The sequence below is a fragment of the Stenotrophomonas sp. STEN023 genome (genome assembly GCF_056760135.1).
On record NZ_JBRREF010000041.1, the window covers coordinates 20,524 to 41,138 of the forward strand.

Annotated in this window: 19 protein-coding genes; 9 read left to right on the forward strand and 10 right to left on the reverse strand. The window is 65.1% G+C overall.

Annotated elements, in window-relative coordinates; genetic code table 11:
* Nucleotides 1-37: 37 nt before the first annotated feature.
* A complete protein-coding gene (locus tag ACVOLV_RS12765) occupies nt 38-226 on the reverse strand; it encodes a heavy-metal-associated domain-containing protein (protein ID WP_481554725.1) in 189 nt (62 codons plus the stop codon).
* Nucleotides 227-358: 132 nt separating this feature from the next.
* Between ACVOLV_RS12765 and ACVOLV_RS12770 the strand changes: the two genes are divergently transcribed.
* The 4 genes from ACVOLV_RS12770 to ACVOLV_RS12785 all read left to right on the forward strand — a co-directional run bounded on the left by ACVOLV_RS12770 (nt 359) and on the right by ACVOLV_RS12785 (nt 4,874).
* Nucleotides 359-2,851, forward strand: a complete 2,493-nt coding sequence (locus tag ACVOLV_RS12770) for a heavy metal translocating P-type ATPase (protein WP_481554726.1) — start codon at nt 359-361, stop codon at nt 2,849-2,851.
* A gap of 24 nt (nt 2,852-2,875) precedes the next feature.
* On the forward strand, nt 2,876-3,331 hold the full coding sequence (gene cueR, locus ACVOLV_RS12775) for a Cu(I)-responsive transcriptional regulator (protein WP_481554741.1): 456 nt from the start codon (nt 2,876-2,878) through the stop codon (nt 3,329-3,331).
* A gap of 209 nt (nt 3,332-3,540) precedes the next feature.
* Nucleotides 3,541-4,116, forward strand: coding sequence for an OmpO family porin (locus ACVOLV_RS12780; RefSeq protein WP_303748602.1), 576 nt, complete (start codon nt 3,541-3,543; stop codon nt 4,114-4,116).
* A 302-nt stretch (nt 4,117-4,418) separates the two neighbouring features.
* Entirely contained in the window at nt 4,419-4,874 is a 456-nt protein-coding gene (locus tag ACVOLV_RS12785; RefSeq protein ID WP_481554727.1) for a hypothetical protein, read from the forward strand.
* Between the two features lie 198 nt (nt 4,875-5,072).
* Here the strand turns inward: ACVOLV_RS12785 and ACVOLV_RS12790 are convergent, their stop codons facing one another.
* Nucleotides 5,073-5,543 (reverse strand): YehS family protein, encoded by a 471-nt coding sequence (locus tag ACVOLV_RS12790; protein WP_481554728.1) that lies wholly within the window; start codon nt 5,541-5,543, stop codon nt 5,073-5,075.
* 182 nt (nt 5,544-5,725) lie between these two features.
* Here ACVOLV_RS12790 and ACVOLV_RS12795 point away from each other — a divergent pair, with 182 nt between their 5' ends.
* Complete coding sequence (locus ACVOLV_RS12795; RefSeq protein WP_282271453.1) at nt 5,726-6,049, forward strand: DUF6122 family protein; 324 nt, start codon at nt 5,726-5,728, stop codon at nt 6,047-6,049.
* A gap of 106 nt (nt 6,050-6,155) precedes the next feature.
* On the opposite strand, the gene ACVOLV_RS12800 is transcribed toward ACVOLV_RS12795, so the two are convergent.
* The 3 genes from ACVOLV_RS12800 to ACVOLV_RS12810 form a co-directional block, all read right to left on the reverse strand.
* Nucleotides 6,156-6,614 carry a hypothetical protein gene (locus ACVOLV_RS12800; protein ID WP_481554729.1) on the reverse strand — a complete coding sequence of 153 codons (459 nt, stop codon included), beginning with the start codon at nt 6,612-6,614 and terminating at the stop codon, nt 6,156-6,158.
* Between the two features lie 108 nt (nt 6,615-6,722).
* Nucleotides 6,723-7,934, reverse strand: a complete 1,212-nt coding sequence (locus ACVOLV_RS12805) for an NAD(P)/FAD-dependent oxidoreductase (protein ID WP_481554730.1) — start codon at nt 7,932-7,934, stop codon at nt 6,723-6,725.
* 30 nt (nt 7,935-7,964) lie between these two features.
* Nucleotides 7,965-8,459: a lipocalin family protein gene (locus ACVOLV_RS12810; protein ID WP_481554731.1), complete on the reverse strand. Its 495-nt coding sequence runs from the start codon at nt 8,457-8,459 to the stop codon at nt 7,965-7,967.
* 190 nt (nt 8,460-8,649) lie between these two features.
* Between ACVOLV_RS12810 and ACVOLV_RS12815 the strand changes: the two genes are divergently transcribed.
* Together ACVOLV_RS12815 and ACVOLV_RS12820 are read left to right on the forward strand one after the other, a co-directional pair.
* A complete protein-coding gene (locus ACVOLV_RS12815) occupies nt 8,650-8,898 on the forward strand; it encodes a hypothetical protein (protein ID WP_481554732.1) in 249 nt (82 codons plus the stop codon).
* Nucleotides 8,899-9,025: 127 nt separating this feature from the next.
* Nucleotides 9,026-11,416 (forward strand): DUF3772 domain-containing protein, encoded by a 2,391-nt coding sequence (locus tag ACVOLV_RS12820; RefSeq protein ID WP_481554742.1) that lies wholly within the window; start codon nt 9,026-9,028, stop codon nt 11,414-11,416.
* A gap of 151 nt (nt 11,417-11,567) precedes the next feature.
* On the opposite strand, the gene ACVOLV_RS12825 is transcribed toward ACVOLV_RS12820, so the two are convergent.
* Both ACVOLV_RS12825 and ACVOLV_RS12830 read right to left on the reverse strand, forming a co-directional pair.
* On the reverse strand, nt 11,568-13,667 hold the full coding sequence (locus ACVOLV_RS12825) for a phosphoglycerol transferase I (RefSeq protein WP_481554733.1): 2,100 nt from the start codon (nt 13,665-13,667) through the stop codon (nt 11,568-11,570).
* Between the two features lie 413 nt (nt 13,668-14,080).
* Complete coding sequence (locus ACVOLV_RS12830; protein WP_481554734.1) at nt 14,081-15,775, reverse strand: ABC1 kinase family protein; 1,695 nt, start codon at nt 15,773-15,775, stop codon at nt 14,081-14,083.
* 143 nt (nt 15,776-15,918) lie between these two features.
* Between ACVOLV_RS12830 and ACVOLV_RS12835 the strand changes: the two genes are divergently transcribed.
* Entirely contained in the window at nt 15,919-16,827 is a 909-nt protein-coding gene (locus ACVOLV_RS12835) for a DUF808 domain-containing protein (RefSeq protein WP_481554735.1), read from the forward strand.
* A 150-nt stretch (nt 16,828-16,977) separates the two neighbouring features.
* On the opposite strand, the gene ACVOLV_RS12840 is transcribed toward ACVOLV_RS12835, so the two are convergent.
* The 3 genes from ACVOLV_RS12840 to ACVOLV_RS12850 all read right to left on the reverse strand — a co-directional run bounded on the left by ACVOLV_RS12840 (nt 16,978) and on the right by ACVOLV_RS12850 (nt 19,787).
* Nucleotides 16,978-17,640 carry a hypothetical protein gene (locus tag ACVOLV_RS12840; protein WP_481554736.1) on the reverse strand — a complete coding sequence of 221 codons (663 nt, stop codon included), beginning with the start codon at nt 17,638-17,640 and terminating at the stop codon, nt 16,978-16,980.
* Nucleotides 17,641-17,644: 4 nt separating this feature from the next.
* Entirely contained in the window at nt 17,645-18,178 is a 534-nt protein-coding gene (locus tag ACVOLV_RS12845; RefSeq protein ID WP_481554737.1) for an RNA polymerase sigma factor, read from the reverse strand.
* Between the two features lie 67 nt (nt 18,179-18,245).
* Nucleotides 18,246-19,787: a GGDEF domain-containing protein gene (locus ACVOLV_RS12850; protein WP_481554738.1), complete on the reverse strand. Its 1,542-nt coding sequence runs from the start codon at nt 19,785-19,787 to the stop codon at nt 18,246-18,248.
* Nucleotides 19,788-19,905: 118 nt separating this feature from the next.
* Here ACVOLV_RS12850 and ACVOLV_RS12855 point away from each other — a divergent pair, with 118 nt between their 5' ends.
* Complete coding sequence (locus ACVOLV_RS12855; protein ID WP_481554739.1) at nt 19,906-20,538, forward strand: NAD-dependent epimerase/dehydratase family protein; 633 nt, start codon at nt 19,906-19,908, stop codon at nt 20,536-20,538.
* Nucleotides 20,539-20,615: the final 77 nt, after the last annotated feature.

Consider the following 20,615-nt stretch of genomic DNA (forward strand, 5'->3'; position numbering starts at 1 on the left):
ACGCCGCTCCCACAAGCCACAACGCATGAATGCGGTGTTACTTCGCCGGGAAGCCGACGTCTTCCAGCGCCTTGGTGAAGCTGTCCAGCGGCTGGCTGGATTCGATCGTCACGTTCCTGCCGGGCAGGTCGATCTCGACCGTGGCGGCCGGGTCCACGGCCTTGAGCGCGGCGGTGACGCTGCGGGCGCAGCCGCCGCAGCTCATGCTTTCGATATGCAGTTTCATCGGGTTTCTCCATTGGGGAGGACACAGCGTGGACCTTCCCATGATGGCAAGGTCAAGCGCCCGATCCACGCTTGACCCTCCCATCGTTGGAAGCTTTAAGGTGGCTGCATTCATTGAAATGGAGACCCGCCGATGAGCAGCAGCGCCAGCCCAGGCAAGCACACGCCCGGCCCCAGCAGCGAAGACCTGACGATAGAAGGCATGACCTGCGCGTCCTGCGTGGGCCGCGTCGAGCGTGCGTTGAAGGCCATCCCCGGGGTCACCCAGGCCAGCGTCAACCTGGCCACTGAACGCGCCAGCGTTCATACCGACGGCAGCGTGCCGCGCGAGGCGTTGGTGCAGGCGATACACAAGGCTGGCTACGAGGTCAGCGCACCGGCCGCGCAGGAGCTGCTGATCGAAGGCATGACCTGCGCGTCCTGCGTAGGCCGCGTCGAACGCGCGCTGAAGGCGGTGCCGGGCGTGCAGTCGGCCAGCGTCAACCTTGCCACCGAGCGCGCCAGCGTGCAGGGCACAGCCGATCCTGCCGCGTTGTTGGCGGCGATCGAGAAGGCTGGCTATGCGGCAAGCATGGTCGGCAGCGCCGGCAGCAACGAGGATCAGCAGGCGCAGCGCCATGCCGATGAGCTGCGCGTGCTCAAGCGCGACCTGTGGCTGGCGGCGGCCTTGACCCTGCCGGTATTCCTGCTGGAAATGGGCGGGCATCTGGTGCCCGCTTTCCATCACTTCATCGCCGCCACGCTGGGCACGCAGAACAGCTGGCTGCTGCAGTTCGTGCTGACCACGCTGGTACTGGTGTTCCCGGGCCGCCGCTTCTACCAGAAGGGCATCCCGGCGCTGCTGCGCGCCGCGCCGGACATGAACTCGCTGGTGGCAGTGGGCACCTTGGCCGCGTTTGGCTTCTCGCTGGTGGCGACCTTCCTGCCGCGCCTGCTGCCGGCCGGTACGGTGAATGTCTATTACGAAGCGGCGGCGGTGATTGTCACCCTGATCCTGCTCGGCCGCGTGCTCGAGGCCAAGGCCAAGGGCCGTACCTCCGAGGCGATCAAGCGCCTGCTCAAGCTGCAGGCCAAGACTGCACGCGTGCGTCGCGATGGTGGCGTAGTCGAACTGCCACTCGCGCAGATCGCCAGTGGTGATGTGATTGAAGTCCGCCCGGGCGAGCGCATTGCGGTGGATGGCGAGGTGATCGACGGCGACAGCTACGTCGACGAGTCGATGATCAGCGGCGAGCCGGTGCCGGTGCAGAAAGCGCCGGGTAGCAACGTCATCGGCGGCACCGTCAACCAGACCGGTGCGCTGGGCGTGCGTGCCACCGCGGTGGGCGGAGCGACCGTGCTGGCGCAGATCATCCGCCTGGTTGAACAGGCGCAGAGTGCCAAGCTGCCGATCCAGACCCTGGTCGATCGCATCACCCTGGTGTTCGTGCCGATCGTGATGGGCCTGGCGGCGCTGACCTTCGCGGTATGGCTGATCTTCGGGCCGGACCCGGCGCTGACCTTCGGCCTGGTCAATGCGGTGGCGGTGCTGATCATTGCCTGCCCGTGTGCGATGGGCCTGGCCACGCCAACCTCGATCATGGTCGGCACCGGCCGTGGTGCCGAACTGGGCGTGCTGTTCCGCAAAGGCGAAGCACTGCAGCTGTTGAAGGAAGCGCAGGTGGTGGCGGTGGACAAGACCGGCACGCTGACCGAGGGCCGCCCGCTGTTGACTGACCTGCAGCTGGCAGCAGGCTTCCAGCGCAGCGAGGTGCTGGCACGCGTGGCAGCAGTGGAAGACCGCTCGGAGCATCCGATCGCCCGCGCCATCGTCACTGCCGCACAGCAGGAAAACCTGCAGTTGCCGGCCGTGGATGCCTTCGAATCGGTAACCGGCTACGGCGTGCGCGCGAAGGTGGATGGCGTGCGGGTGGAAGTGGGTGCGGATCGCTTCATGCAGACACTTGGCCTGGACGTGGCAGTGTTCGCTGCCGATGCGCAGCGGTTGGGCGAAGAGGGCAAGAGCCCCTTGTACGCGGCGCTGGATGGCCGCTTGGCAGCCATCATCGCGGTCTCCGATCCGATCAAGCACGACACCCGCGCCGCCATCGCCAGCCTGCACGCGCTGGGCCTGAAGGTGGCAATGATCACCGGCGACAACCGCCGCACCGCCGAAGCGATCGCGCGCCAGCTCGGCATCGATGAAGTGGTTGCCGAAGTGCTGCCCGAAGGCAAGGTCGACGCGGTGCGCCGGCTCAAGGCCAGCCACGGCCGCCTGGCCTATGTCGGCGACGGCATCAACGATGCGCCGGCACTGGCCGAGGCCGATGTCGGTCTGGCGATCGGCACCGGCACCGATGTGGCGATCGAGGCCGCCGACGTGGTGCTGATGTCGGGCAGCCTGCAGGGCGTGCCCAATGCCATCGCGCTGAGCAAGGCGACGATGGGTAATATCCGCCAGAACCTGTTCTGGGCCTTCGCCTACAACACCGCCTTGATTCCGGTCGCGGCCGGTGTGTTGTATCCGGTCTGGGGCATCCTGCTGTCGCCGGTGTTCGCGGCCGGGGCGATGGCGCTGTCGTCGGTATTCGTACTGGGTAACGCGCTGCGCCTGAAGCGTTTCCGTGCACCACAGAGCGAGGCTTGAGGAGCGATGATGATGGATGAAGGCATGAACATCGGCCAGGCCGCCAAGGCCAGCGGCATCTCCGCCAAGATGATCCGCTACTACGAAGAAACCGGCCTGGTCGGGCCGGTGGCGCGCACCGATGCGGGCTACCGCGTGTATACGGCGCGCGACATCCACACGCTTGGGTTCATCAAGCGCTCGCGTGACATGGGCTTCAGCGTGGAGCGCATCGGCGAGCTGCTGGAACTGTGGCGCGACCGCTCACGGCATAGTGCCGATGTGAAACGGATGGCGTTGGAGCACGTGCAGGTGCTGCAGCAACGCATCGCCGAGCTGCAGGACATGGTGCAAACGGTGCAGGCGCTGGCCAGTTGCTGCGCAGGCGATGACCGCCCGGACTGCCCGATCCTGCGCGACATCGAGACCGGCGTACCGCTGCATGACACGGCATTGCCAACCACGTTTGGCGGCGTTGCGGCGGGCAAACGCGCACGCTGATTCTTGCGCGCATTTGCGTAAATGAATGGAATGCGAAGTGCGCGCGCGCCGCGCGTGCCAGAAACAGGCTGAATACAAGCCTAAAATCGCTGTTTTGTTGCGTGCGTGGTTTCAGGGTTTGTTGGGGCGTCTAACGGAAAACTTACATCCGGACGCAGACAGCTGTTTGCTGTCGTGCCATCAAGCTCAGTAATGCAGAGGTAGTACCCATGAAGACTTCGTTGATTGCCCTGGCGCTGGTTGCCGCCCTCCCGTTCGCCGCTTCGGCCGCCGACGGCCTGTCCTACAACTATGCAGAAGCCGATTACGCCAAGACCTCGGCCGACGGCAAGGCAGAAGGTTGGGGCGTAAAGGGTTCCTACGGGTTCCTGCCGAACTTCCACGCTTTCGGCGAATACACCCGCCAGGAAATCTCGCACACCAACCTTGATATCGAGCAGTGGCGCGTTGGCGCCGGCTTCAACAAGGAAATCGCCCCGACCACCGATTTCGTCGCTCGCGCTGCTTACGAAAAGTACGACGAAAAGTTCGCCCAGGGCCTGGACTTCAACGGCTACAGCGCTGAAGCCGGCATCCGCACCGCATTCGGCAAGCACGCCGAAGTGTATGCAATGGCTGGCTACGAAGACTTCAGCAAGAAGCACGGCATCAGCCCGGAAGGCGATTTCTACGGCCGTCTCGGTGGCCAGGTGAAGTTGAACCAGAACTGGGGCATCAATGGCGACATCAAGATGTTCAACAACGGTGACAAGCAGTGGACCGTGGGTCCGCGCTTCAGCTGGTAATACGCGCTGACGCCTTGGCGTGACGCTGCGAAGGAAGGCCCGGGTATGCCGGGCCTTTTCTTTTGCCTGTCGTTTAGGTTCTTAGCTAAGAGCTTGCCCTCACCCCAACCCCTCTCCCGCAGGCGGGAGAGGGGCTTGCATTGCTTGCACTCGTAGTGCAATAGCCCCTCTCCCGTTTACGGGAGAGGGGTTGGGGTGAGGGCAAGCTTTTAGCAAGCAGCCCCAAAATTGCTTGTAACACCACTGCAACCAAACTGCAGCAAAGTGCGCCTCAACCGGCATCGGCCGGAAGGACCTTGAGAATGAAAACCCGCCTGCTGCTCGCCGCAATGCTGTTGTTGACAACCCCGTTGGCCTGGAGCCAGCAGCGCGACTACCTGCCGCTGGAGCAGCGCCTGAGCGCCGAACAGCTGCAGCAGGTCGGCCTGAGCGCACAGCAGCTGCAGCTGCTCAACCGCATGCTCAGCGAAACCGTGCCGGTCACAGCAGTTGCCGCCACACCCACACCTGCGCCCATGCAGATCGGCCTGGAGGAAGGCCCTGTGCACAGCAGCGTGCAGGGAACGGTGGAGGGCTGGGAGCCGGGCACGGTGTTCGTGCTGGCGAACGGCCAGCAATGGAAGGTGCTAAAGGGTCAGATGCGCCTGCGCACTGCCTTGCAGTCGCCGGAAATCGAAGTGATCCCGGGCATCGCCGGGCGCTGGTTCCTGCAGGTGGACGAAGACCTGCCGAAGGCGCGGGTTTACCGGATTCTGTAAACGTCAGGCCGCGCGGGGCGCGTCTGGCTTTTGTACCCCTTGTGGGAGCGGCGTAAGCCGCGAAGCCACAGTTGTTTCCGAAGCAGCGGTCAACACCATACCGGCCGAAGAGAATCTCCGGCGCGCGCATGCATTGTCAGCTTCGCGGCTTACGCCGCTCCCACAAGGGAGCTGTCGCTCCCACATCCCACAGTCGCTTTACGCCGGCCGCACGCGCTGGGTCAGGCCCTTGAGGAAGTTGCGCAGGGCCTGGTCGCCGCATTCGCGGTAGTTCTTGTGGTCCGGCTGGCGGAAAAGTGCCGACAGCTCAGGCTTGGACATCGGGAAGCCGGCGGCCTCGAAGATCGCATGCATGTCCATGTCCTTCAGCTCGAAGGCCACGCGCAGTTTCTTCAACACGATGTTGTTGGTGATGCGCTTTTCCGGTGGACGCTGCGGCTGCGATTCGTCGCGGCCGCGGTAGTGGTAGATCAAACCGTCCAGGAAGCGTGCCAGCACCGCGTCCGGGCAGGCTTCAAACAACGGCTCGTCGTCCTTGCGCAGGAAATCGTGCACCTGTGCCGCATCCACTTCAAAGTTGGAATCGGCCAGGTGAATGGTATCCACCACCATGCTGTCGCTGAGGTCGAGCATGTAGCGGATGCTGCGCAGTACGTCGTTGTTGATCATTGCCACTCCGGAACCACCGCGGCGGAACTGCCGGCGGGGGCATAGTGTAACGCCGCACCGGCGGGGCTCCGGCCTACAATCGGGGCTGGTTCAGCAAAGTCCGCCCGCATGCACGTTCCCGCAGTTGTCCCGGTCAGGCCCGCCAGGGCTCGGTTTGTCGCGTTTTCGTTGGCGGGCCAGCAATGAGTTCACGCGCGATCCTGCACCTGTGCCTGCATGTGGCGGTGCCGGCGCTGCTGGCCTGGCTGTTCTGGCGGCCCCAGTTCGGCAAGGCCTGGCTGTTGCTGCTGCTGGGCTGGGTGATCGATCTGGACCACCTGCTGGCCGACCCGATTTATGCCCCAAACCGCTGCAGCATCGGCTTCCACCCGCTGCATACCGCGCCGGCCATCGTGCTCTATGCGGGTTTGACCCTGCCCAAGCGCACCCGCCTGTTCGGCATCGGCCTGCTGGTGCATATCGCGCTGGATGCGCTGGATTGCCTGTGGATGCACGCCGGCCGCTAGGCGGCGTGGGATGGGCTGTGCAGCCGCTTGCAGAGGCTTGGGCGGCTTGGCAGCCGCTCGGCAAGATTGGAGCGGCTTACCAGCCGCTCAGCTGGATATGGGCGGCTTACCAGCCGCCCCAGGGGCCTGGGCCAAAACCCGGGCCCGGGCCGTAGCCATAGGGGCCGGGGCCTTCGCTCTTGCTCATATGGATGTTCAGGTTCACCCGACGGCTTTCGCCCTCGTCGGTGTTGTAGTTCTTGCCCAGGTTCAGGTCCACGGCCTGCCAATTGCTGTTGCCGTAGGCCTTGGAATAGCCGATGCCGGCGCTGACCGTGCCATGCAGCTGCAGCTTGTCGTCCATCACCTCGGCGCCGGGGCTGCTGTCCTTCTTGGCCAGGCCGCGCCCGCTGTGGTCGCCGTAATAAGTGCCCGGTGCGTCGCCCTTGTAGGTGTCGCCCAGGTAGCGCACTGGTGCCTGCGGCACGCTCAGGTCCAGGCCGCCGGCAGCGCTGGCGGCATCATCCTGCGCCATGGCAACGGCGGGGGCCAACAACAGGACGGCGAGCAGGGATGTGCGGATCATGTTGCAGGCGCTCCGGAACTGGGGCCACGCCTTGCTGGCGGGCAACACCGACGCTAACAGAAAAGCCTTGAACGATGGCTGTCGATAACTGTCGCTGGCGGGGAACTTTCAGGCCAGGCGCCGAAAGGAGAACAGTTCCGCCAAGCGGTGCCGGCGGCCCTCGATGGCGGCGCGGATCAGGCCGGCACCCAGCATCGAATAGGTGATGCCATTGCCGCCGTAAGCCATGGCGAAGTGCACGCGCGGCCCCCATTGCCGGTGCGCACCGAAGAACGGCAGGCCGTCCTCGGTCTCGGCAAAGGTGCCTGCCCAGGCGAAGCTCGGCGTCATCGCCAGCTGCGGGAACAGTTTGCCGACCTTCGCCACCAGCCGCTGCGCCTTGCGATCCACCCGCGCATCGCGGCGCAGCGGCAGGTCGATGGCATCGTCCTCGCCGCCGACCAGCAGGCGCTGGTCGGCGGTGGTGCGCAGGTAGAGGTAGGGGCGGGCGGTCTCCCACAGCAGGGTATCGCGCAGCTGGGCCAGCGCGTCTGCCGACAACGGTTCGGTGACGAAGGCATAGCTGCTGCGGTTGCGCGCCACGCGTTGCCGCAGCCAATGCTGTGCCGCATAGCCGGCAGCGACGATGAGATGCCTGCACTCGATGCGCAGGCCATCGGCGGTGCGTAGATGCAGCCGCTGGGTGCTGGTTTCGACGGCGTTGATGCGGCAGCGGTCATGGATCTTCGCGCCCTGCGCCAGCAACCGCATCAATAGCCGGTAGCTCATCCGGTAGGGGTCCATGCTTGCCGCTGGTGTGCTGAGGATCGCGCCGGGTGCGTTGAAACCGAATTCTCCGGCAACGCCCTCGGCGTCCAGCCAGTCCACCGCGAAGCCGTGCTGGCTGCGCAGCTCGAACTCCTCCAGCAGCGGCCGCAGGTGACGGCGATGGCTGGCGTAGTACAGGCTGCGCGCATTGCGGAAATCGACGTCATCCACCTGCGTGGCAAGCGCCTGCAGTTCATCGATGGCCTGCGCGCAGGCGCGGTAAGCCAGCAATGCCGCATCCAGCCCATAGCGCTTGGCGAGCTCGCGCAAGGGCGTGTCGATTTCGTATTGCAGCAACGCGGTACTGGCGGCGGTCGAGCCCCAGCCGATATCACGCTGTTCGATGACCGCAACCTCATGGCCGTGCTGCACCAGTTCATCGGCGATCAGCGCGCCGGTGATGCCACCGCCGATCACCACCACCTCGCAGCGCAGGTCCTGCAGCAACGGCGGGAAGGCATGCAGCAGACCATTCTTGATGGCCCAGAACGGGTAGCCACTCTTCAGGTCCATGCGCGCCTCCGCTCGCCGCTGCAGCGGCTGTCAGCCGGTGGGGTGGCCGGTATGTGGCGTGTAGATCAAGGGCTTGGTGTCGAAGCCCTGCTGCTGCGCATAGGCGATGTAATGATCGCGGGTGGTGGCGTCCATCCGCGGCAGGCGTGCCAGCAGCCACAGGTATTTGCGGTCGGGGCTGCCGACCAGCGCAGTGGTATAGGCCGAATCCAGCTGCAGGATCCAGTAGTCGCCCTTGGTGAAGGGAATCCAGCGCAGGCCCTCGGGCAGGAAGCTGACTTCCAGCTTGCTGTTGCTGTCATCGACTGCAGTTGCCTGGCCAATCGATTCTTCCAGGCTGCCGTTGTGCAGGCAGCGGTTCTGCACGCGTACGCTGCCATCATCGTTGAGCGAATAGTGGGCGCTGATGTCGGTGGCATCCTCGGGTTCGTGGCGCATCGGCAGGCGCGCCACTTCATACCAGGTGCCGAGATAGCGCTGCAGGTCCACATGCGGAACGGTTGCCAGGGAGGAGTGTTGCGTCATGGTTGACCTCTTCGGCGGTGGCGCGCTTGCTGCGCCGGGGCCACAGCTATAGGCCAGCGCCGGTTAAGGGACTGTGCCGGGCAGGTTGATTTGCCATTCACTGAATCGCTGCCATCAGCGGTGGTGCTTCTTCGCGCCGGGAAAACCTGGCTGCGCTAGGCTGATGACGTCCGAAAAACAGGAGTTCTCCATGTTTGTCGTGATCCTGCTCAAGGGGCAGAACCGCTATGCGCGCGAGCGCTGGGAGCAGTTGCCGGAGGTGGTCGAGTACGAGGGGCAGGGTTTCTGCCTGCGTGCAGGTCCACGCCAGCCGCAGCCGACCACACAGGTGTGGGAGCCGGTGGCGATCTACGCGCCGGGCGAGTTGACCGAGGATGAGTTCCAGGAAATCTATGAGCTCAACCGTCACCACATCGTCGAGCTGGCGCTGGAATACTGAAGATCGGGCGCGGTTTTGCAGGATGTGAACGCGCTCTGACATATAGTTCCCGGCAGGCGCGGTGGTCCGCGCGATCCGGTGCCCCGCCTTGCTTGCCCAACGTTTTGCGCATCCGCTGCGCGCGCTGTTGTTTGTTTTCCTGGTCAGCCTCGGCGGCTTGGCTACCAGCAATGTGGCCTGGGCCGCGCCCGACGCTGCGGCTGCCGACATCAGCCCGCAGACCCGTATCGAACAGGCCTCGCGCACAGTTGCGGCGGTCAAGCGCGCAGTCAACGATGCCGACGCGCCGGAAACCCTGAAAACCCTGGCCGAACGTGCCAGCCAGGCGCAGCGCGAGGCCGAGGCCAGCGTTGCCGCACTGCAGCCGGAGCTGACCCAGCTCGACGCCCGCATCGAGCAGCTGGGGCCGGCCCCCGAAGCTGGCGAAGAGGCTGGCATTGCCCGCCAGCGCAAATTGCTGGATCAGCAGCGCAGCCAGATCGATGCCGACATCAAGCGCGGCAAGCTGCTTGCCGAGGATGCCAAGCAGGCCAGCGAAGCCATCGAGAAGATGCGCGCCCAGCAGTTTGGCGAGCAGATGGGGCGCAAGGTGGCCTCGCCGTTGTCGCCGGCACTGTGGCGGGAATTCGGTGAGCATGTGCCGGATGATCTTGCGCGGTTCCAATCACTGTACCGGCAGGCGCACGATGCCCTGCTGAAGGCAGCCGGCAAGCAGGGCTGGGGCATGCCGTTGCTGGGTGCCTCGCTGGCCTTGCTGATGCTGTTCCCGTTGCGCATCTGGCTGCGTCACCTTGGGCGGCGCTACGCCGCTTCCGAACGTGCCCCGGACGGACGCCTGCGTCGTACCGGTCTTGCGGTGTGGCTGCTGTTGGTCGGCACCTTGCTGCCCGGGTTGGCGGCGACGGTACTGGTGGCCAGCCTGCGGGCAATCGATGCCATCGCACCGCGTCTGGAATCGGTGGCCGACATGTTCGTTGTCGCCACCTTCGTGGCGGCCTTCATCGGTGCGGTGGCGGCCAGCCTGCTGGTGCCGTCGCGGCCGACCTGGCGCCTGCTGGACATCGATGATGTCGCTGCCGCCCGCCTGCGACGCTTTGCCTGGGGTGCGGCCAGCCTGACCTGGCTGACCATGCTGCTGCGCGATGTCAATCGCGCGGCGCGTACCTCGGCGGTTGGCACGGTGACTTTGGATGGCCTGATCGCACTGACCTACGTGGTGTTGATCATGAGCATGCTGGCGACCTTGGCCGGCCTGCATCGACGCCGCGCGGCAGCGGCCGCACAGGCAGAAGCGGAGAGCACCAGCAGCGGCCGCTCGCCGCGGGCACCGCGCAGTGGCTGGCTGATCGTGGCGCGCTTGGGCGGCTACCTGAGCATCTTCGCCGCGCTGGTGGCGACCTTGCTGGGTTACCTCAACTTCGCCATGTTCACCGCCCAGCAGATGGTCTGGGGCACGGTGATCGTGCTGGCGACCACCTTGCTGACGCGCTTCGCCGATGATTTCGCGTTGTGGCTGCTGGCACCGGACAGTGCTGCTGGGCGCATGCTGCGGCTGTCGACCGGCTTGTCCGCCAGCCGCCTGGAACAGGCCGGTGTGTTGCTGTCGGCCACCTCACGGCTCGCGCTGGTGATGCTGGGCATCACCGCTTTTGTTGCACCGTTCGGCAATGTCAGCGCCCTGTACGGCTGGCTGGAACGTCTGTCGGCCGGCATCAGGATCGGCGGCAACCTGCTGACGCCCGGCTCGATAATCAGCGCGGTGCTGGTGCTGGTGCTGGGCCTTGCGCTGATGCGGGTGGTGCAGCGTTGGTTGGTGGATACCTATCTGCCCAAGACCGAACTGGATATTGGTGCGCGTAATTCGATCAGCACCGTTGCCCACTATCTGGGCATCGTGCTGGCTGCTTTGTGGGCCCTGGCAGCGCTGGGCATTGGTTTTGAAAAGGTGGCCTTGCTGGCCAGCGCGCTGTCGGTTGGTATTGGTTTCGGCCTGCAGGCGATCACCCAGAACTTCGTTTCCGGCCTGATCCTGCTGGCCGAGCGTCCGGTGAAAATTGGTGACTGGATCAAGATCGGCGACCAGGAAGGCGATATCCGCCGCATCTCGGTGCGCTCCACCGAGATCCAGGTAGGTGACCGTTCCACGCTGATCGTGCCGAACTCGGAACTGATCACCAAGACCATCCGCAACATGACCATGGCCAACGCGCTGGGGCGCATCCAGGTGCAGTTCTCGGTGCCCTTTGGCACCGACATGGGCAAGCTGCGGGCATTGCTGCTGGGGATCTATGCCGCCAATGAAACGGTGCTGATCGATCCGGCGCCGTCATTCTTCATTGATTCGATCAGCGGCGGCCAGGTGGCGGTGAACAGCTTCGCCTATGTGTCATCGTCGCGAAGCGTATACGGCACCCGCAGCGAGGTGTTGTTCGCCCTGCTGGAACAGACTGCAGCTGCCGGCATCGCCCTGTCCACCCCGACCGACATCCACCTGGTACGCGATCCCCCGCAAGCCTAGGTAGTGCCGAGCCATGCTCGGCAGGGGCTTTACAGATGATTTGTAGGAGCGGCGTAAGCCGCGAAGCTGATGGTCCGCCAGATTGCGGCTGCAATATCGATTGAGCATTGCCAGCTTCGCGGCTGACGCCGCTCCTACAAATGCAGCAGCGTTACGACCTTGGATGCTCGCTGGTCGGCACCAGCGCATAGTCGTCCACGGCCAGCTGTTCGGCGTGATTCAACCAGGCGCGGATCTCCAGGTCGTCGATCTCCTGGTCCACGCCCAACGGCATGCGGATGCGGCCATCGGCATCGGGCTGCACCCATTGTTGGGCCACCACCACGTTACGCTTGGACGCCACCGCTTCCACCCAGAAACCGCGCTGCGGACGCTGCGCGGCATACAGCTCCAGCACGTATTGACCGGGGCTGGTGTGACGCGGCTGGCGGCTGATCATGCGGGACTGGCGCACGCTGGGACGCGGCCCGCTGAAGGCCTGCAGCGGCGCATCCACGGCGATGCCACGGCGCAACTGTGCATCGCGGTACAGGCGCATGCCCTGATCACTGTCCAGCAGCAGCGCGCACCACTGGCCGTCTGCCGAGCCATCTTCAAACGCAGTGCAGCGATCCACATAGGCCAGTCGATGCTGCGGATCGGCTTCCTCGAACTTGCGCGAGGTGTTCTCCAGGTACACCGATTTCAGGTCCCACTGCTGGTCGTATTCCAGCAGCACAGGCGGCTGCACCTTCTGCACGCCGACCAGCACCTGGTCTTCGTCCAGCCGCAGCATGCGGGTCTGCTCGCCCAGCCACAGTGAGCGTGCGAACGCGCTATAGCGTGCGTAAGTCTTCGTATCACCGCTGGTCGCCGCGACGCTGGCGCTGGCCGCGGGGGCAGGCTTCAACAGCGAGCGGCCAAAGCCGATTGCATCGATCGCCGGATCCAGCAGCTGCAGCGCGGTGGCGCCAGAGTCCAGCGTGGTGCCCGCCTGGGCAACGATCTGCCGCGGCTGCAGCTTGTTGCCCAGGAACAGCAGCAGGTTCTCGCGATTCTGCTTTTCCAGCACATGGCTCAGGTCATTGGGCATGGCCAGGTGATCGGAGGCCACCACCACCAGCGTGTTGTCGGCGAACTCGCTGCTGCGGATGCGATCGACCAGACGCGAGATCAGCCGATCACTGCATTTGAGCGCATTGAGCAGGCCGATGTTGCCGTGTGCGCTGCGATAGCGCGTGTTCTTGCAGGCCACTGGCAGATGCCCGGCCGGATGGTGGGTGTCCATGGTCAAGGCGGTCAGCATGAACGGCTGGCCGCTTGCGGACAGCTCGAGGAAACGCGCGTAGGCACGCTCCAGCAGCACGTCATCGTGCACGCCCCAATTGGAGAAATGGCGTTTGGCGATGTTCTGCTGCTGGAACCATTCCAGATCGCGCACGTCGTCAAAACCGTGCGAGTTGAGGAAGTCGGCCTTGGCCGCGAACTGCCCGTTGGCACCGCCCATGTAGTGGTTGCTATAGCCCTGCTGCTTCAGATAGTCACCAAGGCAGAAGGCTTCGGGCAGGAAGCGGCCCATCCGACCCATGCTGTTCTCATCGCCTTGCGCGGTGGTCAGCGGCACGCCGCACATCGACGACACCAGGCCGGCGATGGTCCAGCCGCTGCCGTCGGCGGAGGCGATGTTGCGGAAATCCAGGCCTTCAGCGGCAAGCCGGGTGAGGTTGGGCATCAGGCCAGGGAATACGCTCTGGTCAAAATACGTGCGTTCCAGGCTCTCGCCGTAGATCCAGACGATGTTGGGCCGCTGTGCCAGTGGCTTGGATGGCAGCTGGTATTCGCCCGCTACCGCGCTGTAGTCCACCGGCTGCATCTGCAGGTAGATGCGCTTGCCGTCGGCGTACAAGGGGCTGAGCATCAGCGTGGACAGCAGCAGCGCCGCGAACCCAGCGAATACCGGCAGACCATGGCGTGGCAGTTGCAGGCGGCGCATGCGCAGCAGCAGCAACGGTGTCAGCGAGAGCAGTACCAGGCCGATGAAGCCGATGATGTAGGCGCTGAAGTCACCAACACCGGCGCCTTCCATGTCGCTGCGCAGGTGGTAGAGCGTGGCGGAATTGATGCCATCGCCACTGAGTTTGTCGATCAACCACCAACTGCTCAGTGCCAGCAACAGCAGCGCTAACAGGCCTGCCTTCAACCGGGCCAGGGTGGGTGACAACATCAACAATACGAACAGTGCTGCCAGAGACAGCCAGATGATCCAATGCATGCGGTCACGTGGGTAGCGGAGACAGGGTCAACGGCTGCGGCCGTCGGCGCTTGGCAGGCACGCTGTATGGGCGATGCGGCGAAGCAACTGGATCTTGCCTGCCGTAACCTGACTGAAATGTTTGGACAGCGCTGTCGTATTCACCATCAAAGGGTCACGGGGTTTCGCGCGTGATGCAGGCCGTGAGACAGGGTGAGAAAGTGTGCTTTTCAGGCTGATTTATCGATGTTCGCGCCTACTCGCGTCAGTACGTCTAAGCGACGTCACGTAGCCCGGGTAAGCGCAGCGCAGCCGGGATGGCAACGATCGAAGCAATGCAGCTTACGTGCGGCGGCGCTGTCATCGCGCGGGTGCATGATGGGCGTGGCCCCGGCTGCGCTGCGTTTACCCGGGCTATAGCGATGCGCTTGTGTTTAGCGGTGGCCGCGTTCTTCGCGTGCCCGCGCTCTGGTGCGGCGATCGAACAGCAGTGAGCTGACGATCAGCCCCATACCGATGAATACACCGAGCAGGAACAGCAGCATCGCAAAGGCCGGATAACCCAGCAGCGTCCAGCGTGTTGGTACCCGCATCAGCAAGGTGGATGACAGCAGCAGTGCAGCGGTGATCAAACCTGCCGCGATGCGGTTGGCTACTTTCTGGATGTTCTCCATCAAGCGCGATTCATCCAGGCCGGTCACCTTCATCTGCAGTCTGTTTTCAGCTACCAGGCTGAGGATGTCGGACATGCGTCGCGGACCGTTGCGCAGCAGCTGCTGCACTTCCATCGCCTCGCTGGCCAGATTGGCGGCCGACAGCGACTTGCGGAAGTGCGCGCGCATCACGTGCTGCAGCTGCTTCTCCACCACACGCCGGGTTTTCATTTCGGGGGCGAGGAAGCGACACACGCCTTCCAGGTTGAGCAGGGCCTTGCCGAGCAGGCTCAGTTCCGGTGGTGTGCGCAGATTGCTGGCAGTGGCGATCCGTACGATCTCCAGCACCACGTGGCCTTCGGACAGGGTGCCGTTGGCGGCGTAGCGGGCAATCATCTGCCCGGTCTCACGCAGATAGCGCTCTTCGTCGTAGTCCTCGAGCCGGGTGCTGATGCTGATGATTTCATCGGCCACTTCCTCGCCGCGGCCGTCCACCGCAGCGAACAGCACTTTCAGCAGGCGCTGGCGCAGCCGTGGCGGTACATGCGCGACCATGCCCAGGTCGAAGATCGCCAGCTGGCCCTCCGGCGTCACCCGCAGATTGCCCGGGTGCGGGTCGGCGTGGATCTCGCCGTGTACGAAGATCTGGTCCAGGTAGCCACGCACCAGTGCGGCGGCCAGTGGCACCATCGACTGCTCGGTGCGGCGTACCTGCGGGATGGCATCCACACGCACGCCGTGCACCAGCTCCATGGTCAATACCCGGCGCCCGCACAGGTCCCAGACCGGCTGTGGTACCCACAGCTCCGGGTACGGCGCCAGATGCTGGCCGAAGCGCGCCAGGTTGGCGGCCTCGGCTTCATAGTCCAGTTCCATGCGCAGGGTCTTGGCGAACTCGCCCAGCCAGTCGGAGAAGCGCACCTTGCGACCAACCCGGGTGAGGTGGTCGGCGGCGGTGGCGAAGCTGCGCAGCACGCCGATGTCCGAACGCAGCTGGGCAGCGATATCGGGCTTCTGCACCTTGATGGCGACCTGCCGCCCGTCATGCAGCTCGGCCTGGTGGACCTGGGCGATGGAGGCGCAACCCAACGGTTCCGGGTCGAACCAGGCAAACAGCTTGCTGACCGGTGCGCCGAGGTCGTCCTCGATCACCGCGCGGATCTGCTCGACCGGGATCGGCGCAACCTGTTCCTGCATGCGCTCAAGCGCGGCCACGTACTCGGGCGGAATCATGTCCGGGCGGGTCGACAGCACCTGTCCGAGCTTGACGAAGGTGGTGCCCAGCGCTTCCAGGTCGGCGACGAACTGGGTGGGATTGCCGGCCGCCGGTGGCCGGCCAAGACGCGGGATTTCGCCATCCAGCGAGATGCCGGAGAACACCCCCGAGTTACGGTAGCGCAGCAGCAGCCGCACGATCTGCTGGCGTCGGCTGTTGCCGCCGACGGTGGTCGGGGCATCGCTGCTGGTCGGTTCCATCAAGCGGGTATCTCCGTGGTGGCACAGGTGCAGTGTGGCCGCAGCCGGGTTGCAGGTGGGTGAATGCGTGGCCGGATATCCCGATCGCGCCACGAATGAGTGAGAATCCCTCTTTCCCCTGTCCCACGACCTGACGGTGACCCATGGCTGGAGCCAGCCTGTTTGCCCTGCTCGACGATATTGCTGCATTGCTGGATGACGTCTCCATCCTCACCAAGGTTGCCGCCAAGAAGACCGCCGGTGTGCTCGGCGACGATCTGGCCCTGAATGCCCAGCAGGTGACCGGCGTCAGCGCCAATCGGGAGTTGCCGGTGGTGTGGGCGGTGGCCAAGGGCTCACTGGTCAACAAGGCGATCCTGGTGCCGGCGGCACTGGCGATCAGCGCATGGCTGCCGTGGGCGATCACCCCGCTGATGATGATCGGCGGTGCCTTCCTCTGCTATGAAGGGGTGGAGAAGCTGGCGCACAAGTTCCTGCATTCCAAGGATGAGGACGACGCGCACAAGGCCGAACGCTTGAAGGCCATGGCTGATGAGAAGGTGGATCTGGTTGCGTTCGAGAAGGACAAGATCAAGGGCGCGGTGCGTACCGACTTCATCCTGTCGGCGGAGATCATCGTGCTGTCGCTGGGAGTGGTTTCGAATCAGCCGTTCGCACAGCAGGTGGCGACCCTGATCGTGATCGCGCTGGGCATGACGGTATTCGTCTACGGACTGGTTGCCGGCATCGTCAAGCTCGACGATATCGGTGCCTGGTTGCTGGACAAGGGCCGCGCGCTGGCGGCGCTTGGCCGTGGCCTGCTGTACGCCACACCGTGGTTGATGCGCGGCCTGTCGATTGCCGGCACCGCGGCGATGTTCCTGGTGGGTGGCGGCATCCTTGTGCACGCGATTCCGGCCCTGCATCACTTTGTGCTCGGGCTGGCGCCGGCCAATCTGGAATGGCTGGCCAATGCGGTGGGCAGCGTGGTGGTAGGCGTGATCATCGGTGCAGTGGTACTGACCGTGGTGACCCTGGTCCAGCGTATGCGCGGGGCGAAGACCGCGCATTGAGCGCAGTTTTTTGCCTTTATTGTGGGAGCGGCGTTAGCCGCGAAGCAGAAAATACAAGCGACTTCAGCTATGGCTGCATGCAAGGCTGATGTCTGAAGGTCTGCCAGCTTCGCGGCTTACGCCGCTCCCACAAAGCAACTGCAGTCGCAATCACTGCAGACCTTGCTCCAACTCCTGCAGCTGCCGCTGCGCGCGGGCCAGTGATTGCCCGGACAGGCTGTCCAGCAGTCGCTGCCATCGATGATTCGTTGGCACGCGCCGCATCGCCCAACGTGCCGCTGCGACGCTGCCCAGCATCAGCACCACGCCGAATGCCAGGGTGCCGACAAACCACGCCGGCGCCATCGCGTACAGGTCCAGTCCCAGCCACTGCACGCACAGGCATTGCAGCGCCAGCAGCCATAGGCAGAACCACGGCAGGCCCAGGCCAAGTTCGCTGAGCGCGGTGAAGCGGCGCAGCTTCGCCAGGCGCTGCTGCTGGATCAACACCGGTGCCGAGGCCATGTCCACATGCACGGCAAGCAGGGCGCGGGTGACCGAGACCCAGATCGCGGCGATGCCGTAGACATGCAGGGCCAGCCCGCTCAGCAGCAGCTGCGGTAGCTGACGGTGCTCGATCCAGAAGCCGGCGGCCAGCACGGTGACCGCGATCCACACCAGCAACCAGCCCAGCTGCAGGCCGCTGAACCAGCGCAGGCGACGGCGCACACCGGCCTGGCGTGGCTGCTGCCATGCCTGCAGGGCCAGTACTTCCAGCTGGTCGATACGTTGCGCCTGCTGTGCCCAGGCGGTTTTGAGTTCGTCGAGTTCCATGCGGTCAGCCTCGTGTGTCGGTGGGGTTGAACTGGCTGCGCAGTTGCTGGCGCAGCCGGTGCAGGCGGGTGGCGGCATTGCTGGCGCTGATGCCCAGCACCTCGCCGATTTCGCGGTGGCTGCAGTCGTCCAGGTGCAGCAACAGCAGGGCCCGATCCAGCGCCGGCAGGCGGTGTATCAGCTGGTTGAGCTGGGCCAGGCTGGCGTTGTCCTCGGCGTTGTCGGCAACACCGGCCAGGTCATCGTCCAGCGCGACATCGCTGTGGTATTGCCGCCGCAGTTCGCGGCCGCGCAGTTGCGAGATGGCGATGTTCAGGGCGATGCGGTACAGCCAGGTGCTGAAGCGTGCACGCTGCGGATCGAAGTCCGGGAAGGCACGCCAGGCCTGGGTGCTGATCTCCTGGATCAGGTCGCGGCGGTCTTCAAGGTGCGCGCAATAGCCACGCGCAACCTTGAGCACGATGCCCTGGTGCTGGGCCAGCAGCAGGGCAAAGCGTTGTTGCAGGTCGGCGATGGGATCGGTCGCGGTAATGTCCATGCCAAGGTGATTCGCACCAGCGCAGGAAATATCACAGCCGCGGGCGGATTTCCGTCCGGGTCTTGGCTCAGTTGGCCGGCAGGACCTGGTTGCGGCCTACCCGCTTGGCTGCATACAAGGCCTGATCGGCCCGTTGCAGCAGGGCCTGCAGGGCTTCGCCGGGCTGGGCCTGGGCGACGCCGGCACTGAAGCGCACCTGCACGCGCTGGTCGCCATGCAGGAACGGGCGCTGCGCCATCTGCTGCTGCAGTTGTTGCAGGGTTTCCAGCGCGGCGGCGCGGTTGAGGCCGGGCAGCACCAGCACGAACTCGTCGCCACCGAGGCGGGCAATGCAGTCGCGCCCGCGCAGGCGTTGCTGAATAACCGCCACCAGATGGCGCAGCGCCTGGTCGCCGCCGGCATGGCCGTGCTGGGCATTGGTCTGGCCGAAGTGGTCCAGGTCGAGCATGGCCAGGCTCAGCGGCGTGCTGTGGTCGGCCAGCAATTCGCCCAGCTGCTGCTCAAGCCCGCGTCGGTTCAGGGCACCGGTCAGCGGATCGGTACGCAGCTGGCTGCCGGCTTCTTCCAGCTCGCGTTCGAGCTGCTGCACGCGCTGTTCGGCGGCTTTGGCCTCGGCACGGGCGTTGGCCAGGTGGTCGCGCGCACGTGCGGCCTGTTCCTGTACCCGCGCGGTGTCCTGCAACACGTCCTGCAGCAGTTGGGTCAGGTCGGAGATGCTGCGGGTCTGGCGCACGGCGACGGCGTAGCTGGCGATGCGGTCGTGGTATTCGCCGGTTTCGGTGACCATGCCGTCCACCTGCGTCACGAAGTCCACCATCAGGTCTTTCATTGCCTGCTTGGACTGGTCAATGCCCTCGCGCAGCAGGCCTTGCCGGTAAATCACCTCGCGCAGGTCGTTGCGGGTCTGCTCCAGCGAGTTCGCATCCAGCGGCCCGGCCAGCAACTGCCGGATCGAGCGGATCTGGCCCTGCAGCCAGCTGTCGCCATCGAGCAGTTCGGAGATGTTCTCCAGCAGCATGTCGAACAGGTTGAGCAGCAGGTCGCGCTGCTCCTGCAGGCTGCTGCTGCGCACGCCGACCTGGTGGCAGAGCTCCCGCAGATGTATGGCCACCGGCTGCAGCGGCTGGCCGCTGCGCCAGCTGCGCAGTTCCTCGCCCATGCGCTGGGCCTGCTGTTCCAGTTCAGGCGACTGCTGCATCAGGCTGGCCAATACTGCGCCCAAAGTGTCGCGCAACATGTCGCGCAGCTGCTCGGCCTGGCTGTTGCTGGTGTTGGAGGCTTCCAGCTCAACGGTGCGGATGTATTTGTCGATCAACTGCCGCAGCAGACGGCCGTAGCGCTCCCAGTCCTTCTCGGCATGGGCGCTGTGCAGGCGCTGACCCATGTCGCCAAGCTCGCCGGGTAGGGTGCACATGCCCTGGGCGAAGGCTGCCAACACCGGCTCCGGCGCGTTGGCACCGATGAACAGGCGCTGCAGCATGGCCATGCCGCCGCCTCCGTTGGCCACGACCTCGACCGCCGCAGCTGCCTGCGGCGCGCTGCGCCGGGCCAGGATGCGGCCCAGCCCGCCGCTGCGTGAGGTGGAGGAGTCGTCGGGGCTGTCGGCCATTGCGCAGGGGTCCGGGCGGGTTGTGGCTGCGCCTGTGCGCAACCGGAAGTGGTGTCCAAGCCCCATTATCGGCAAGGTAGCAGCCGGCTTGAATGGCAGCCGCTCAGAGGAGGACATCATGCGGGTATTGCTGGCTGGCGCGACCGGCCTGGTCGGGGCACAGGTACTGCAGCGGCTGCTGGCCGAGCCGCGCTGCAGTGGGGTGATCGCACCCACCCGCCGCGCGCTGCCGCTGACCGCCGCCAAGCTGCTCAATCCGGTGCTGGATTTCACCGAGTTGGCGACCGTGGCGCAGGACTGGCAGGTGGATGCGGTGATCTGCGCGCTGGGCTCGACGATGAAGCAGGCCGGCTCGCGCGAGGCCTTCCAGCAGATCGACCATGGCTACCCGCTGGCGATCGCGCAGGCGGCACGCGGCAACGGTTGCGAGGTATTCGCGTTGAATTCGGCGGCTGGCGCCAATCCGCGCTCGCTGGTGTTCTACAGCCGGGTCAAGGGCGCCTTGGAGCAGGATCTGCGCGCGCTGGGGTTTGCTTCATTGACGCTGGTTCGCCCGGGATTGATCGGCGGCGAGCGTGCTGAACGTCGCACCGGCGAGCATCTGGCCAGCGTGGTGCTGGGCGCGCTGGCACCGGTGCTGCCGCGCGCGTGGCGGATCAATCCGGCCACGCGGATTGCAGATGCCTTGGTGGAGGCGGCATTGAATCCGCAGCCGGGCGTGCGGGTGGTGGGGGCAGCGGAGTTGGTGTGAGTTCTGGTTGAGTTTGCTTGGTTTGTGGGGGCGGGGGGGGGGGGGCGGGCGGGGGGCGGGGGGGGGGGGGGGGGGGG